This window comes from Acetobacter sp. KSO5 (assembly GCF_044094635.1).
Taxonomy (GTDB): Bacteria; Pseudomonadota; Alphaproteobacteria; order Acetobacterales; family Acetobacteraceae; genus Acetobacter; species Acetobacter cerevisiae.
In genome coordinates this window covers 2,487,133-2,502,611 of record NZ_CP172014.1, presented here as the reverse complement: position 1 = coordinate 2,502,611, position 15,479 = coordinate 2,487,133, and the positions used below count along the sequence as shown (strand labels likewise).

Here is a 15,479-nt window from a genome sequence, read left to right as displayed (position 1 = left end):
CTCTCCCGGGCAGCTGCGGCAAACTAACGAAGTCTTCAGGTGGATGCTAGAGCGAAGTTATCAATATTTCTCTAAGTATATCAAACTCTGTCACGAATAAAAGCGACGAGTCTTTGTAACATGCCTGAGGGCGGTGCTTCGCGGAACTCGACATCGCCGAAGGGGCGCTCTGCACTGGCTGCCCAGGAGAGCAGGCCAGCCGCTGTAGCAAACCCCGCGGCGGCAGCCGTGTTTTCCGGAAGACCCAGAATATGCTTAGGTCGTCCAAGCCGCACGGACCGTGTAAAGGCCGGCCCGCCACTGCGGCCTTTGGATGCCGAGGCCCCCAGAATACGTTCTGCCAGCGGACGCATGCCGTCTAGCAAAGAGGCACCGCCTGTCAGCACAATGCGGCCACTGGCGGCATTCCCCAGCCCCGCACCATCCAGTTTTTCACGCACCAGCTCCAGTGTTTCTTCCATGCGGGGGCGGATGATACGGCCAAGTTGTGCGCGGGAAATCTGTTCAAAATGAGGAACGTCATTGCCCAGAAGCTCAACGGTCAGAATTTCATCTTCGACATCGGAGGAGAGATCGGCACTCCCGTAAACTGTCTTGAGCCGTTCTGCATTTTCTAAAGATGTGCTCAGGCCCCGCGCAATATCACGCGTGACATGCAGGCCGCCGACGCTGATCTGAGCAGTATGGAGAATCTGTCCTTCTCCAAACACGGCGAGTGACGTTGTGCCGCCACCCATCTCCACAACTGTAGTACCCAACTCCCGCTCATCCGCATCCAGCACGGACAGGCCAGAGGCGAGGGGAGAAGACACCAGCGCTTCCATCTTGAGTTCCGCACGGCTCAGGACTGTTTCAAGATTAAGCAACGCGGTAGAGGCGGCATCAATAATATGCAGCCGCGCTTTCAGGGTGTCACACAGATGGCCGCGCGGGTCGGCTACGCCTTCCGTATCATCCACGGTGAAATCAATCGGGAGGGTGTGTACCACATCCCGTCCTTCCACGGTGGCCTGAACGCGGCCTTCCGTGACGACGCGGCGAATATCAGCTTCCGTCACCACACGCCCGCCAACCGGCCAGCGCACATTGAACAACCGGCTGGCTGGATGCCCGCAGGAGAGGTTGACCACCACCCGGTCAATCGTCCGTTCGGCCATCAGTTCCGCCTGCCCGACGGTGGCGCGAATGGCGGCTTCTGCTGCCTGCAGGTCTGTAATGGCGCCGTTCCGCACGCCGGCGGAGCGCCGCCAGCCGCAGCCGATAACTTTCAGACTGCCGTTCGGCTCTCCCTTGCCAATCAGGCAGGTGATTTTGGTGGAGCCAATATCCAGCACGGCGGAATAACCATTCCGCCAGGTGCGCGGCCGCTTGTTGGTTTCGGAAGGGGGCAGCGGCAGAATGGTGTCATCCCCGCTCATCCGCAGACTGGAGGAGGCGGATGTCGTGCTGGCCTTCTTGCGCAGGCGGGACTGCGCAGCGGAATTGAGCGAGAAGGACGGGCGCGTGCGGTTCGTCATGCAGGACTTCCCTGCCGGCCAGCGGGGGACGTGCTGCCGGGCTGTGATGGAGGCGGTGCGGCATCTGTGCCGGAGGGGGCCGGAGCGGGCTGCGGGGGGCGCTCCCGAATGGTCAGACGGTCGGGCAGACGCATATCAATCAGCACCACAGGCCGGTCCAGCAGATGCGTGGAGGCATCCAGCTTGGCCAGTCGGTGAATGGCCGGAATTTCCTCGCCTTCTGGCAGAAAGACCGTCGCACCATCCCGCAAGGTCAGGTTCCAGCGGCGGTCACTCACCCGTACGGCAGCCGTCACATGGTCGCGCACGGAGGGTTCCTGTGCCAGTGCATCAATCAGGGCGGAGGCGGCATCATTCGCGCCATCACCGACTACCAGAGGTAGCTTGGTAAAGGCTTCGGCATCCTTGCCGGTCATGCCCTGATCCGGCACGCGTTTGCCCTGCCGGTCAATGAGTTCAAAATGTCCCTGATGCTGCCAGACGGCAAAGGGCGGACGTTCTGTAATAGTGACGTCAATTTCGCCCGAGAGATGCCGCTCAACAGTGACATGATCCACAAAGGGCAGGGCGTTCAGACGGTCCCGTGCATCGGAGACGCTGAAATTCAGCACCGGCTCGCCGACGGACACGCCAAGTGCTTTGTGAATGGCAGAATCGCTGGTGAGTTGCGCACCCTGCACCTGAATTTTGGTGATCCGCAGTGGGGCAGCGCTCAGAACCTTCTCCCGCAGCGGAGCCAGGCGTTCCTGCGCGCCGGGTTGCTGGAGATACAGGTAGCCTCCTCCCCCCAGCGCCGCCAGAAACAGCACGCCAAGCAAGGGGCGGATCAGCCGCTTCTGCCGTCGGGCAAACAGCCCGAAGCGTGACGGACGATCAGAAGGAGAAGAGGGGATTCTCATTGGGGACAGGTTGCCTGCTCAACCAGCCAGCCGCACAGTTCCGGATAGCTGATGCCGCAATAGGCGGCCTGTTCCGGCAGCAAAGAGGTGGCCGTCATCCCCGGCTGGGTGTTGACTTCCAGCAGCACAAGCCGGGCCAGACCGGGGCCGGTATCATCCAGCCGGAAATCCGAGCGGGAGGCACCGGAGCAGCCAAGCGCCTGATGCGCTGCAACGGCAATTGCGCAGGCCTGTTTGCTCACGGCGTCATCAATGGCCGCAGGCAGAACATGGCTGGAGCCGCCGCTAGTGTATTTGGCGTCATAATCATAGAAATCATGGCCGCCACCGGGCGCGGGCGTGATGTCTGTCACGGTCAGGGCGCGGTCTCCCAGCACACCAATCGTGATTTCCTTGCCGGGAATAAAGGCTTCCACCAGCGCATGCGGGCCATAGCGCCAGTTTTCGACAATTTCCTGCCGCGTATTGGAGCCGGACCGGACAATAGAAACCCCGACGGAAGAACCTTCGCTCACCGGTTTGACCACATACGGTGTGGGCAGGGGGTCAGCTTTAGCCAGATCCTCAATAGCAACCAGCTTGCCTTCGGCCACCGGCAGCCCGGCGGAAAGGAAGACAGCGCGGGCAGCGGCCTTGTCCATGGCTGTGGCGGAAGCGCGCACGCCGGAGTGGGTGTAAGGCACACCAATCCAGTTCAGCACACCCTGAATACAGCCATCTTCGCCATACCGTCCGTGCAGGGCGTTGAAGACCACATCGGGCTTCTGTTCGGTCAGCGTTGTGACGAGTGCCGCCAGATCGGCCCCGGGGTCCAGCGTGCTGACGGTATGGCCAAGGCTGCGCAGAGCTTCGGCCACCCCTTTGCCGGAGGCGAGGCTAACCTCACGTTCAGAAGAAATCCCGCCCATCAGAACGGTAATCCGTTTGCTGTTGCTCATGCGGAGGGTCCTTCTGCCTTGCCGATGCGTTTGATTTCCCAATGCAGTTGGACGCCGGACTGCTGCGCGACACGATGCCGCACCTCATCGCCCAGACCTTCAAGGTCGGCGGCGGTGGCCTGACCGAGATTGATCAGGAAGTTGCAGTGCTTCTCGCTCACCTGCGCATCCCCGCGCTTCAGACCACGGCAGCCAGCGGCATCAATCAGTTTCCAGGCCTTATGGAGGGAAATATCCGGGTCCGGATTGCGGAAGGTGGACCCGCCGGTTCTGGCCCGCACTGGCTGGGAGAGTTCACGCGCTGCGCGGATTTCCGCAATGCGGGCGGAAATATCCGCCTGTTTGTCCGGCGTGCCACGCAGGCGGGCGCGGATAACCAGAGCGCCTTCCGGCAGGCCGGAGCGCCGATAACCAAACTTCAGTGCGCCAGCATCCAGCCGTATCAGACTGCCATCGCGCGTGATGATTTCTGCCCAGTCCAGCACGGTGGCGATGTCGGACCCATAGGCCCCGGCGTTCATCCGCACGGCCCCGCCAATGGAGCCGGGAATTCCCGCCAGAAATTCCAGACCGGCCAGACCGGCCTGTGCGGCATACTCGGCCACGGTGGCATCCAGACAGGCGCTGCCGACCACCAGTCCGTCCTCTTCCACCGTGATGTCGGAGAACCCACGTGCCAGACGGATGACAATGCCATCCAGCCCGCCATCGCGGATAATCACGTTAGAGCAGGCACCCAGTGCCGTTACGGGAAGTTCAGGAGAGAGGCGCTGCATGACTGACGCAAGATCTTCCGCATCCGCAGGCTGATACAGCCATTCCGCTGCCCCGCCCACGCGGAACCATGTGCGCGGGCCAAGCGGGGCCTGCGGGGTCAGGCGGCCACGGGTTTGGGCAAATGCCTGCTGCACCAGATCCGTCATGGAGGCGGAAGACAGGCTCATGCTGCGCGCCCGCCATCGGCTGCGTGCAGCGCCTTAAGCTGTTCCGGCAGAGCCTGCGCCCAGTTGGTAATGGTGCCTGCACCCAGACAGACAACATAATCACCCGGTTTGGCGATGGCGTTGATCATTTCCGCCAGATGGTCGGGGCTGGAGAGCGGCACCACGGAGCGGTGGCCGCGTTCACGCAGGCCTTCAATCAGCTTGTCGCGGCTCATTTCCGGGTCCGGCTGTTCGCCTGCGGCATAGACGTCGGAAACAATGACGGTATCGGCATCGTTCATGCAGGTGCAGAAATCAGGGAACAGCATTTTCAGGCGCGAATAACGGTGCGGCTGCATGACCGCAATTACGTTATTGGCTCCGGCCTGTCGCGCAGCTTTCAGCACGGCAGCAATTTCTACGGGGTGATGGCCGTAATCATCAATCACCGTCACGCCGTTGCATTCACCGGTGCGGGTAAAGCGGCGTTTCACACCCCGGAAGGCGGCCAGACCGGAGCGGATGACATCATCGCTGATATCCATCTCGGTCGCCACGGCAATGGCGGCCAGCGCGTTCTGCACGTTATGGGAACCCAGCATGGGCAGACGGAACGGTCCGGCCTTGCGGGTGCGGCGGGTGGAGCGGTCGGTCAGGGTGACTTCAAACGTCGCCCCCATCTTGTCGGTAATCAGCTTTTCAGCCCGCACGTCTGCCTGCGGGGAGAACCCGTAGGTGACAATCCGGTGGTCGGACATGCGGGGGATCATCTGCTGCACGGCGGGGTGGTCAATGCACAGTACGGCAAAGCCATAGAACGGCACGTTGGAGACAAACTGGTCATACGCTGCTTCCATGGCCTCGGCGGAACCCCAGTGGTCCAGATGTTCCGGGTCCATGTTGGTCACAACGGAAATCACGGAGGGCAGACGCAGGAAGGAGCCATCGCTCTCATCTGCTTCTGCGACCATCCAGTCGCCTTTGCCCATGCGGGTGTTGGTGCCGTAGGCCTCAATAATGCCGCCGTTAATCACGGTGGGGTCCAGCCGCGCGGCTTCCAGCACCGCTGCAATCAGGCTGGTGGTGGTGGTTTTGCCATGTGTGCCGCCAACCGCCACGGACCAGCGCAGGCGCATCAGTTCGGCCAGCATTTCCGCACGCCGCACCACCGGGATCAGGCGGCTGCGGGCAGCAACCACTTCCGGGTTATCCCGGCTGACAGCCGTGGAGATGACGACAACCTGAGCTTCCCCCAGATTTTCCGCAGCGTGACCAATGCTGATGGGAATACCCGCAGCGCGCAGCCGTTTGACATTGGCGTTTTCAGCAATGTCCGACCCCTGCACGGAATAGCCCAGCATGGACAGCACCTCGGCAATGCCGGACATGCCGATGCCACCAATCCCGACAAAATGAATGGTTCCGATGGAAAGGGGCAGGGCTCTCATGCGCTGAACTCCGTCTGGCTGGGAGGTGTCGGATAGGCGGGCGAGGGGGAAAGGTGCAAGCATTCTTCTACAACATCGGCCAGGCGGGTGGCGGCATCCGGGCGGGCGAGTGAGGCTGCGGCGGCCGCTGCGCGCGCCAGCTCTTCCGGGGCCGTAAGGAGGTCATTCAGGCGGTCTGCCAGTGTGGCGGCGGTAAAGTCCGGCTGGCGGATCATCCAGCCCGCGCCCGCTGTGGTGATGGCGCGGGCGTTTTCGGTCTGCTCATCGCTCGCGGCAATGGGCAGGGGGACCAGAATGGAGGGACGGCCAGCGGTGGTAATCTCTGCAACAGAGGAGCCACCAGCCCGCCCAATCACCAGATGCGCGCTCTGCAACAGGGCAGGCACATCATTCAGGAACGGTTCCACGCGGGCAGTAATGCCCATATCGGCATAGGCCTTGCGCGTGGCTTCCACATCATCTTTCCGCGCCTGCTGCGTAACGTGCAGGCGGGCACGCAGCTCTTCGGGCAGCTTGCCGAGGGCGGAGGGCACCACTTTTGCAAATACGCTGGCCCCCAGAGAGCCACCCCAGACCAGCAGGTTGATGGTCTGATCCGGCATGGTCCAGCCTTCCCCCGCCAGTGCTGCAATCGCCGGGCGCACCGGCATGCCGGTAAAGGCCGTGCGCGCACCAATTGGCAGTTTGGCGACGGAAGGGAAAGACGTGGCAATGACATCCGCAAAGCGGGACAGCACAGCATTGGCCTTGCCCAGAACGGCATTGCCTTCATGAATAATCAGGGCCGGATGTTTGCGGCCCAGCAGGCGCGCGCCGAGCAGCGGCGGCACGGAGGGATAACCGCCAAACCCCACTACGGCGTCCGGCTGGACGCTGCGCAGAATGGAGCGGGCCTTCCATGCGCTGCTCAGCAGGGTGAGGCCTGCCTTGAAAGCACGCATCGGGCCGCGTCCGGCTACACCGGCACCGGGCAGCACATATTGCGGCCCGCGAGAGAAGACGCCTGCCGTGCGCGCACCGGCGCGGGCATCGGTCATCAAAACCAGCCGGTGGCCACGTTCAGCCAGAGCATCGGCCAGCGCTTCAGCCGGGAAGAAATGTCCGCCGGTGCCGCCTGCGGCAATGACGATAGTGCGTTGGGTCATACGGGCCGCCATTGTCTGAGAGTGGTCATGAAGCCTCCGCTGCGTGGCAACCGTTCACCCGGCTGATGCCGTGTGAGAGCCAGCACCATGCCCACGGCCAGCGCCACGGACATAGCGGAAGAGCCGCCATAGGAAATGAAAGGCAGCGTCATGCCCTTGGTGGGGATGAGATGCAAGGAGGACGCCATATTCACAAAGGCCTGCAAGCCAAAGCCCGTCACCAGTCCGGTGGTGGAAATGACGATGAACGGGTCATCTTCCCGAATCAGCCGGAGCAGGGTGCGCACCACAATCACGCCGAATACGCAGATGATGAGCATGCAGACAATCAGACCATATTCTTCCCCGGCCACAGCAAACACAAAGTCCGCATGGGCATCGGGCAGCAGATCCTTCACGCGGCCTTCACCAGGGCCACGGCCCGTCAGGCCGCCATTGCCGAAGGCGCGGAGTGCTGTATCAATCTGGTAATGGTCGCCCACGTTGGGATGCAGGAAGCGCTCCACGCGGGAGCGCACATGCGGGAACAGGAAGAAGGCGGCAATGCCTGCGCCAATCATGACGCCAACGCCCAGCCCAACCAGAATCAGGTTCAGCCCGTCCACAAAAAGCTGGGTCATGAACACTGTGGTGATGACTGTGAGCATCCCGATATCGGGCTGGGATTTCAGCAGCATCAGAATGACGCCAAACAGCGCGAAGGCCAGCAGCATACCCGGAAAATAGCGGGAAACGCGGCGCTGCGTGAGCAGCCAGCCGGTCACCACAGCAAAGCAGGGCTTGAGGAATTCCGAAGGCTGAAGCGACATGAGCGGCAGGGCAATCCACCGCCGCGCGCCTTTGATTTCAATCCCATGCACCAGCGTGAGGGCCGTTGCCCCCAGCATCAGCGCGCCCCCCACAAGGGAAAGCCTGAGCACTGTCTTGCGGGAGAGCATGGAGACACTCACCACAATCAGACCCGCGATTGTAAGGAACATCACCTGTTTGAAAATGAACATGTTGCGGGATGCGCCAATACGCACCGCAACCGCCGGGCTTGCGGCCAGCATCAGGATATAGCCGAAGCCGATCAGGATGAACGCGCAGATAAGCGTCGTCCGGTCCACATTGCGCCACCAGCGCCCAAACCGGGAGTCATCAATGCGGGAGCCTGCCATCAGTCGGCCTTTCCTGTTTGCGGCTGTTCCGTCACCGCGCGGGCCAGTTCCAGAAAGCGCAGCCCACGGGCTTCAAACCCGGAAAACTGGTCAAAACTGGCGCAGGCGGGGGACAGCAGCACGACGGGCGTGCCCGTGTTCCGGGCTGCGTCATAGGCTGCGGACACAGCGCTTTCCAGCGTGCCGGAAAGTGTGAACGCCACGCCGTGCGCTGCCAGCGTTTCCGCCAGTTGTGCGGCATCCCGCCCGATGAGGAACGCATGCACAATGCGTGGGAAATAGGGCGTGAGCGAGGCAATGCCACCCTCTTTGGCCATTCCGCCAGCAATCCAGATCAGCCGGTCATAACAGCCCAGGGCACGCGCGGAGGCATCGGCATTGGTGGCTTTACTATCATCAATAAAGGCCACGCCGTCCTGCTCTGCCACGAGCTTCTGGCGATGAGGCAGGCCGGGGAAGGAGAGAACAGCCGCAGCGAGTGCGGCGTCCGCCACGCCCAGAAAGCGCGCCATGGCACAGGCAGCGGCAGCGTTTTCCGCGTTATGGCTGCCGGGCAGAGAGGGGCCAAGGTGCGCAAGGCACGCGCCTGCCTGCCAGATGGCGTTGGCCTGCCCGTACGCATCACAGTCCGGGTTGGTGCCGGAAATAGTCACGCACTGCGCGGGGCCAGCCTGAAGGGTTTTGGCAATGTCCCGGCAGGAGTCATCATCCACGCCAATCACTGCCAGATCCTGCGCGGTCTGATGGGTAAAGACGCGGGTTTTGGCGCGGGCATAGCCTTCCATGCCAGCGTGGCGGTCCAAATGGTCCGGGGTGAGGTTCAGCAGGCAGGCCACGTCAAAATGCAGCGTGTCCAACCGTTCCAGCATGTAGGAGGACATTTCCAGCACATACACGCCGTTATCGGGCAGCAGAGGGAGCGCTAATGCGGCGGGGCCAAGGTTCCCGCCAGCGGCAACCGGCACACCGGCTTCAGCCAGAATATGGGCCAGCAGCGTGGTGGTGGTGGATTTGCCATTGGTGCCGGTAATGCCCGCAAACCGCGCCTTGCTGCCTGCCTTGCGGACCGCCCGGTACAGCAGTTCCGCATCGGACAGGATCGGCACGCCAGCCTCCTGCGCCATGATGGCGACGGGATGCGGCTTGGGCAGCACATGCGGAATACCGGGGGAGAGGACGAGACCATCGGCGCCAGTCAGGCTCTCGATCGGCGCGCAGCTAATCCGGGCGGCAGCGTCTTGCGGGAGGGCTGTTACAGCTTTGGCGAGCGCTGCACGGGCAGCCTCGCCATCATCCCACGCCTGAACTGTGGCCCCGCTTTGTGCGAGGGCACACACGGCGGGCAGACCGTTCCGGCCCAGCCCCAGCACAGCAAAATGCTGGCCGGTAAAAAGAGTGGCGGGAAAATTGCTCATCTCAATTTTAGCGTGGCCAGACCACACATCCCCAGAATGACGGAAACAATCCAGAACCGGATGACAATTTTGGGCTCGGCCCAGCCCTTCTTTTCAAAATGGTGATGGATAGGAGCCATCAGGAACACACGCCGCCCGGTGCGCTTGTACCAGAAGACCTGAATGACGACGGAGAGCGTTTCCACCACAAACAGGCCGCCCACAATGCACAGGACCAGCTCGTGCTTGATGGCCACAGCCAGCGCACCCAGAGCACCACCCAGAGAAAGAGAGCCGGTATCGCCCATGAAGACGGAAGCGGGAGGGGCGTTAAACCACAGGAAGCCAAGGCCAGCCCCCACGAGTGCAGCGCAGAAAACCGCCAGTTCCCCGGTCCCCGGCACAGCATGGACCTGCAGATAATCCGCAAACACATGGTTGCCGACAATGTAGGACAGGATGGCAAACACCAGAGCGGCAATGACCACGGGCACAATGGCCAGACCATCCAGACCGTCCGTAAAGTTTACGGCGTTGCCGAAGCCGGTAATGGTGATCATGGCGAAGATGGGGTAGGCAAATCCCAGCGGCAGCAGCAGGTCTTTCACAAATGGGAAGGCGAGCTGGTTGGTCAGGTCATCCGGCATCAGGCTTTGCAGGAACCAGCCGCACAGCAGCGACGCCGAAAACTCACACCCCAGCCGCATCCGTTTGGACACGCCATCCGTATTGCGGCGGGCCAGCTTGCGGTAATCATCCGCAAAGCCTACCGCGCCAAACGCCAGTGTGGTGAGCATGACGGCCCACACAAAGCCATTTTCAAGGTCGCCCCACAGCAGGGTTGAGCCGAACAGGGCAATGAGGATCAGCACACCGCCCATGGTGGGGGTGCCGGTTTTTTCCAGCAGGTGCCGCTCCGGGCCGAGGGCGCGGATCGGCTGACCGCCGCGCTGAATACGCCGCAGCATGGCAATCAGCGGGCGGCCCAGCATCAGGCTGATGGCGAGTGCTGTAAAGCAGGCTGCTCCGGCCCGGAACGTGATGTAGCGGAGCAGATTGAGCAGTGGGATATGCGCGTCTGTCAGCGGGTGAGAGACCAGAAAATACAACATCAGGCAGGCTCCACGGCGCTCAGGCTGTTCAGAGCCGTAATCACATCCCGCATGCGGCTCCCCAGACTGCCTTTCACCAGAACGGCGTCCCCCTTGCGCAGAGCCGCGCAAACCAGAGGAGCCAGAGTGGCGGCGTCTTGCGCCCAGGCACCCTGCGCCGTTTTGGGCAGGGCATCAAAAAGGGATTTCATGTGGGGTCCGCAACAGAAAACAAGGTCGGCACCGTCGGCGGCGGGTTGAGCCAGCGCCTGATGCTCGGAGATGGAAAAATCGCCCAGTTCACGCATATCGCCCAGAACGGCAATGCGGCGTGTAGCCGGGAGATGACGAAGCACATCCAGCGCCGCGCGGATGGAGGCGGAGGAGGCATTATAGCTTTCATCCAGCAGGGTCACGTCCCCACCGGCAATCTGCGCTAGCGCACCGCGCCCTTTGCCGGGGCGGAAACTGGTGAGAGCCTGAGCCGCTTTGCTCAGATCCCCTCCCAGAGCCGCACACACGGCCAGCGCCGTCAGCGCGTTGCGGGCCAGATGCGTGCCGGGTGCGTGGAGCGTAACCGGCACAGAACGGCTGCCTGCGTGGGCGGTAAACTGGCTACCGCCTTCGAGGGCCTTCAGGCCGGAAAGATGCACAAAGCTGTCCCGCTTCAGGCCGGTATGCCACAGGGTGGCATTGGCCTGCCGGGCCGCTGCGGCAAAAAACGACTGGCCCTGAGCGTCATCCGGCACAATGGCCACGCCGCCAGTTGGCAGGGCGGTAATCAACTCCGCCTTTTCCTGCGCAATGGCGTCCACGCTGCCCATATAGCCCAGATGCGCCGAGCCAATGGTGGTGATGACGGCAATATCCGGGCGCACCATGCTGGCCAGCGGCAGGATTTCCCCGGGATGGTTCATGCCAATTTCACTGATACAGAATTCTGCATCACGCGGCATCCGCGCCAGCGTGAGCGGCACGCCCCAGTGGTTATTGTAGGAGGCTTCCGCAGCGTGGGTTGGGCCGAGGGCTCCGAGGCACAGCCGCAGCATTTCCTTGGTGGTGGTTTTGCCAACACTGCCGGTAACTGCCACCATCTTGCCGGTAAAGCGCGCCCGTGCGGCACGGGCCAGAGCCTGAAGGCCAGCCATGGTGTCCGTCACCACGAGCAGGCGTGGGTCCGTGCAGCCGGCGGTGTCATGCACCAGCACCGCGGCTGCCCCTTTATCCAGAGCGATGGCGATATGTGCGTGCCCGTCGCTGTTGTCGCCTTTCAGAGCGACAAACAGATCACCGGGAGCCAGCGTCCGGGTGTCAATGGAAATGCCAGTCACAACCGGTGAGCAGGGGCCTGCAAACCTGCCACCGGTGGCAGCTTCCAGTTCGTCGCGTGTCCAGAGAGCCGTCATGCCGGGTTTGCCTGTTTTGAGGTGTCGCTGGTCTGAGCTCCGGCCAGTTCGCGCAGCACGGCGGCATCATCAAACGGATGGACTTCCGTGCCAATAATCTGCCCTTGCTCATGCCCTTTGCCGGCCACAACCAGCACATCATCCGGGCCGAGTATGTTCAGGGCGTCGGCAATAGCCTGCCTGCGCTCACCAATTTCCAGCGCATCCGGCGCGCCGGTGCGCACTTCGGCGCGGATGGCGGCGGCGTTTTCCGTGCGAGGATTGTCATCCGTAATAATGGCGATATCTGCCCCGCGTGCGGCTTCCTGCGCCATGAGCGGGCGTTTGCCCCGGTCACGGTCACCGCCCGCGCCAAACACCACAATCAATTTGCCCCGAGCGTGCGGACGCAGAGAGGCAAGCAGGCGGGCAAGGGCATCCGGTGTGTGGGCATAATCTACATAGGCACTGGCCCCGTTGGGCAGCACCACGGCACGTTCCATGCGCCCGCGCACACCTGTAAGCTGCGGCAGCAGAGCGATAATGGCGGGCAGGGATGCCTCATCCGGTGCCGCAAGGGCCGCGGCCAGCAGGGCGTTGTCGGTCTGGAAACGGCCCGGCAGCGCCAGCGTGACAGTCTGACGTTGGCCGCAAACGTCCAGTTCCAGCTCCTGCCCGGAGGGTAAAGGTGTGTGGCGCAGCAGGCGCAGCGTGGTGCCGTTCTCGCCGGTTAGCCGCAGAGTGAGCTTGCGCCTCGTGGCAATTGCGCGAAGCTCTGCCAGCGTCTGGGTATCCATGTCCGCATTGGCAACAGCCAGACCACCTTCGGGCAGCACCGTCTCAAACAGTTTCAGCTTGGCTGCGCGGTAGGCGTCCACTGTGCCGTGATAGTCCAAATGGTCGCGTGTCAGGTTGGTAAAACCGGCAGCAGACAGATGCAGGCCATCCAGCCGCCCCTGTTCCAGCCCGTGAGAGGAGGCTTCCAGCGCCACATGCTCAACCCCAGCCTGCGCAAGGGCTGCCAGACCGTTGGCCAGTGCCACGGGGGCCGGCGTGGTGAGGGACGGCATGGTAATGCCCAGACCGTTCACACCGGTCAGGCCGAGTGTGCCCACGCCAGCAGCTTTTAGCCCCTGCAAGGCCCAAATCTGGCGGAGAAAATCCGTCGTGCTGGTTTTGCCATTGGTGCCGGTAATGGCCACGAGGCACTCCGGCTGACGCCCAGCCAGTGCTGTGGCCAGAACAGCCAGAACATGGCGCGGGTTGTCTGCCAGCACCAGCGGACAGGGTGCCGTATCCGCAGGCCAGACCGTGCCAGTTGGCGCCAGCACAGCAGCGGCTCCGTTCTGCACAGCAGCCGAGATAAAAGCCCGACCATCGACCTTAACGCCGGGCAGGGCGGCAAACAGCGTGCCGGGTTTGACGGCACGGCTGTCTGGCGTGATGGCGGTAATGACCGGATCACCCTGCGGTCCGGTCGCCGTAAGGCTCATCGTCTTGAGAAGGGTGGAAAGGCGTGTGGTCATTCGTCCATCACCTCCTGAGCCTGTTTTTTCAGAGCAGCTTTCTGGGCTGCGCGTTCTTTTTGTTCCGCAGCCTTGGCAGCGCGGTGTTCAGCTTCGGCTTTGCGCGGGTCTCCGGGGTCATTACCCGGGCCAAGTGGGCGTACGCCACGCGGCACCGCCGGGTGCATAGGCAGCGCCATGCTGGCGTCAATCTGGGCTGCGTGTGCCGTATCGGGGAAGATTTGCAGCATTGGCCCAATACGCGAGACAATTTTGGAAACGGTCGGGGCCGCGTTCCAGCCAGCCGTGGTCCAGCCATGGGTCTGCGGTGTGGGCTTGGGGCTATCCAGCATGACATACACGGCGTAGCGCGGCGCGTTCATCGGGAAAATACCAGTAAAGGCCGAGATGTTGACGTGTTTCAGGTAGCCGCCATGCGGACCGATTTTTTCTGCCGTGCCGGTTTTCCCACCGACAAAATAGCCGGGTGATTCTGCCGTACGGCCCGTACCGCCGGTGACGTCCAGACGCAGCAGGCGGCGCAGGAGAGCAGAATTCTTTTCAGAAATAACCCGCTGGCCCTGCGGCACAGCCAGACCGTCACTCCCGACGGTGGTTTGATCCATGCTGGTGTCAGCTTCCGCCTGTTCCAGTGCGGCGTTCTGCACACCTTGGGCAAGGGCTGCTTCCTGCGTGGGAGCCGGGCCTTCTTCCTTTTCCAAGAGGGTAGGGGTGACAAGAATGCCGCCATTCACCGTGGCTGCCGTGCCGCGCACAATGGCCAGCGGTGGTTCGGCCATACCGTGCCCGAACCCGACCGTCATGGTGGTGGAAATGCCCCACTGATGCGGCACCAGCGGGCGGGCGGCCTCCGGCAGTTCAATCGGCACGGGGGCAAAAAAGCCCATATCGCGGAACCATTGCGCCTGCCGCGTGCCACCTACATCCAGCGCGATATGGGCGGCTGCCGGGTTGGAGGAAAACGCCATCACTTCCGGCAGGGTCATCCACGGTGCGAAATGGTCGTTCTTCATATCTGAAATGGTGAAGCGACCAATATGGATCGGCGTGGAGGAGAAACGGTCCCAGATATGAATGGTGCCGGTCTCCAGCCCCATGGCGGCGGTTTGCAGCTTGAAGGTTGAGCCAGGTTCATACAGGCCGGTGACGGCACGGTTAAAACGGGCATCATTCGTGGCGTGCGAAAATTCGTTCACGTCATAATCAGGCAGGCTGACCATGGCGATGATTTCACCCGTGCGCACATCCATCACAATGGCGCAGGCCCCAATGGCCTGGAAGGTGCTCATGGCATTGGCGAGTTCATCCCGCACCACGGACTGAACGCGTACGTCCAGTGAGAGCCGTAGCGGGCGATGGTCGCTCATCAGGCGTTTGTCAAAGTAACGCTCAACGCCGGCAACGCCGTGGTCATCAATATCCACGGTGCCCATAATCTGCGCAGCCATGTGGCCCAGCGGATAGTGGCGGCGTTCGCCTGCTTCAAAATAGATCCCCGGAATACCCATGCTGTTGATGGCCAGTTCCTGCTGGGGCGTAATATTACGGGCGATATACACAAACTGTTTGGGCAGGGAGAGCCGGCGGGTAGTCTCTTCCTCGTCCAGATCTTTCAGGACGGTTTTCAGTTTTTTGGTGACGTCCTGCGGATCAATCAGTTCCTGCGGGTTAGCGTAAACCTGCGCAACCGGCAAAGACAGCGCGAGCGTCTGGCCATTGCGGTCCACAATGGATGCCCGATGCACCTGCGGGAGAGAGAAGTCTCCGGCCAGACTGCCTTTAGGGTCGATTTTGGGAATTTCCGGAACCTGAGAGGCAATTTGCCGCTTTTCCGGTGCCATGGGGTGCAGAACTGTCGCGATGGACAGTTTGACGGCAACAACAGCAAAAAGCAGGCAAAATCCGCCTGCAACCCCCAGCAATCTGACATGCATCTGGTCCCGATGGGCACGCGCACGAAGATCCTCACCCGTAACACGCACAGTGCGCGTCACGGGGGGCGGGGTATCATAATCGTGCGGCGGAACGGCCATATCGGGTTGAAGTCACCTTA

The 15,479-nt window shown here is 62.1% G+C and carries 12 protein-coding genes; all 12 read right to left on the bottom strand.

Features of this window, described 5'->3' with window-relative positions; all coding sequences use genetic code 11:
• Nucleotides 1-80: 80 nt before the first annotated feature.
• The 12 genes from ftsA to ACHQGU_RS11165 are packed head-to-tail and all read right to left on the bottom strand — an operon-like array spanning nucleotide 81 to nucleotide 15,459.
• Nucleotides 81-1,517 (bottom strand): cell division protein FtsA, encoded by a 1,437-nt coding sequence (gene ftsA / locus ACHQGU_RS11220; RefSeq protein WP_062141668.1) that lies wholly within the window; start codon nucleotides 1,515-1,517, stop codon nucleotides 81-83.
• Nucleotides 1,514-2,416, bottom strand: a complete 903-nt coding sequence (locus ACHQGU_RS11215; RefSeq protein WP_062141669.1) for a cell division protein FtsQ/DivIB — start codon at nucleotides 2,414-2,416, stop codon at nucleotides 1,514-1,516. Before ACHQGU_RS11215 ends, ftsA begins: the two co-directional genes overlap by 4 nt.
• The gene (locus tag ACHQGU_RS11210) at nucleotides 2,413-3,354 is read right to left on the bottom strand and encodes a D-alanine--D-alanine ligase (RefSeq protein WP_062271557.1); all 942 of its coding nucleotides are present in this window, start codon (nucleotides 3,352-3,354) and stop codon (nucleotides 2,413-2,415) included. The genes ACHQGU_RS11215 and ACHQGU_RS11210 overlap by 4 nt, the downstream gene beginning before the upstream one ends.
• The gene (murB, locus tag ACHQGU_RS11205) at nucleotides 3,351-4,298 is read right to left on the bottom strand and encodes a UDP-N-acetylmuramate dehydrogenase (protein ID WP_253554056.1); all 948 of its coding nucleotides are present in this window, start codon (nucleotides 4,296-4,298) and stop codon (nucleotides 3,351-3,353) included. The genes ACHQGU_RS11210 and murB overlap by 4 nt, the downstream gene beginning before the upstream one ends.
• Complete coding sequence (murC, locus tag ACHQGU_RS11200; RefSeq protein WP_062250889.1) at nucleotides 4,295-5,725, bottom strand: UDP-N-acetylmuramate--L-alanine ligase; 1,431 nt, start codon at nucleotides 5,723-5,725, stop codon at nucleotides 4,295-4,297. The genes murB and murC overlap by 4 nt, the downstream gene beginning before the upstream one ends.
• Entirely contained in the window at nucleotides 5,722-6,870 is a 1,149-nt protein-coding gene (gene murG / locus ACHQGU_RS11195) for an undecaprenyldiphospho-muramoylpentapeptide beta-N-acetylglucosaminyltransferase (RefSeq protein ID WP_395495062.1), read from the bottom strand. Before murG ends, murC begins: the two co-directional genes overlap by 4 nt.
• The gene (locus ACHQGU_RS11190) at nucleotides 6,867-8,030 is read right to left on the bottom strand and encodes an FtsW/RodA/SpoVE family cell cycle protein (protein WP_395495061.1); all 1,164 of its coding nucleotides are present in this window, start codon (nucleotides 8,028-8,030) and stop codon (nucleotides 6,867-6,869) included. Before ACHQGU_RS11190 ends, murG begins: the two co-directional genes overlap by 4 nt.
• On the bottom strand, nucleotides 8,030-9,445 hold the full coding sequence (gene murD / locus ACHQGU_RS11185; RefSeq protein ID WP_395495060.1) for a UDP-N-acetylmuramoyl-L-alanine--D-glutamate ligase: 1,416 nt from the start codon (nucleotides 9,443-9,445) through the stop codon (nucleotides 8,030-8,032). Before murD ends, ACHQGU_RS11190 begins: the two co-directional genes overlap by 1 nt.
• A complete protein-coding gene (gene mraY, locus ACHQGU_RS11180) occupies nucleotides 9,442-10,536 on the bottom strand; it encodes a phospho-N-acetylmuramoyl-pentapeptide-transferase (protein WP_062141675.1) in 1,095 nt (364 codons plus the stop codon). The genes murD and mraY overlap by 4 nt, the downstream gene beginning before the upstream one ends.
• On the bottom strand, nucleotides 10,536-11,921 hold the full coding sequence (gene murF, locus ACHQGU_RS11175; protein WP_395495059.1) for a UDP-N-acetylmuramoyl-tripeptide--D-alanyl-D-alanine ligase: 1,386 nt from the start codon (nucleotides 11,919-11,921) through the stop codon (nucleotides 10,536-10,538). The genes mraY and murF overlap by 1 nt, the downstream gene beginning before the upstream one ends.
• Nucleotides 11,918-13,426 (bottom strand): UDP-N-acetylmuramoyl-L-alanyl-D-glutamate--2,6-diaminopimelate ligase, encoded by a 1,509-nt coding sequence (locus tag ACHQGU_RS11170; RefSeq protein WP_395495058.1) that lies wholly within the window; start codon nucleotides 13,424-13,426, stop codon nucleotides 11,918-11,920. The genes murF and ACHQGU_RS11170 overlap by 4 nt, the downstream gene beginning before the upstream one ends.
• Nucleotides 13,423-15,459: a penicillin-binding protein 2 gene (locus ACHQGU_RS11165; RefSeq protein ID WP_043553659.1), complete on the bottom strand. Its 2,037-nt coding sequence runs from the start codon at nucleotides 15,457-15,459 to the stop codon at nucleotides 13,423-13,425. Before ACHQGU_RS11165 ends, ACHQGU_RS11170 begins: the two co-directional genes overlap by 4 nt.
• Between the last annotated feature and the right edge of the window lie 20 nt (nucleotides 15,460-15,479).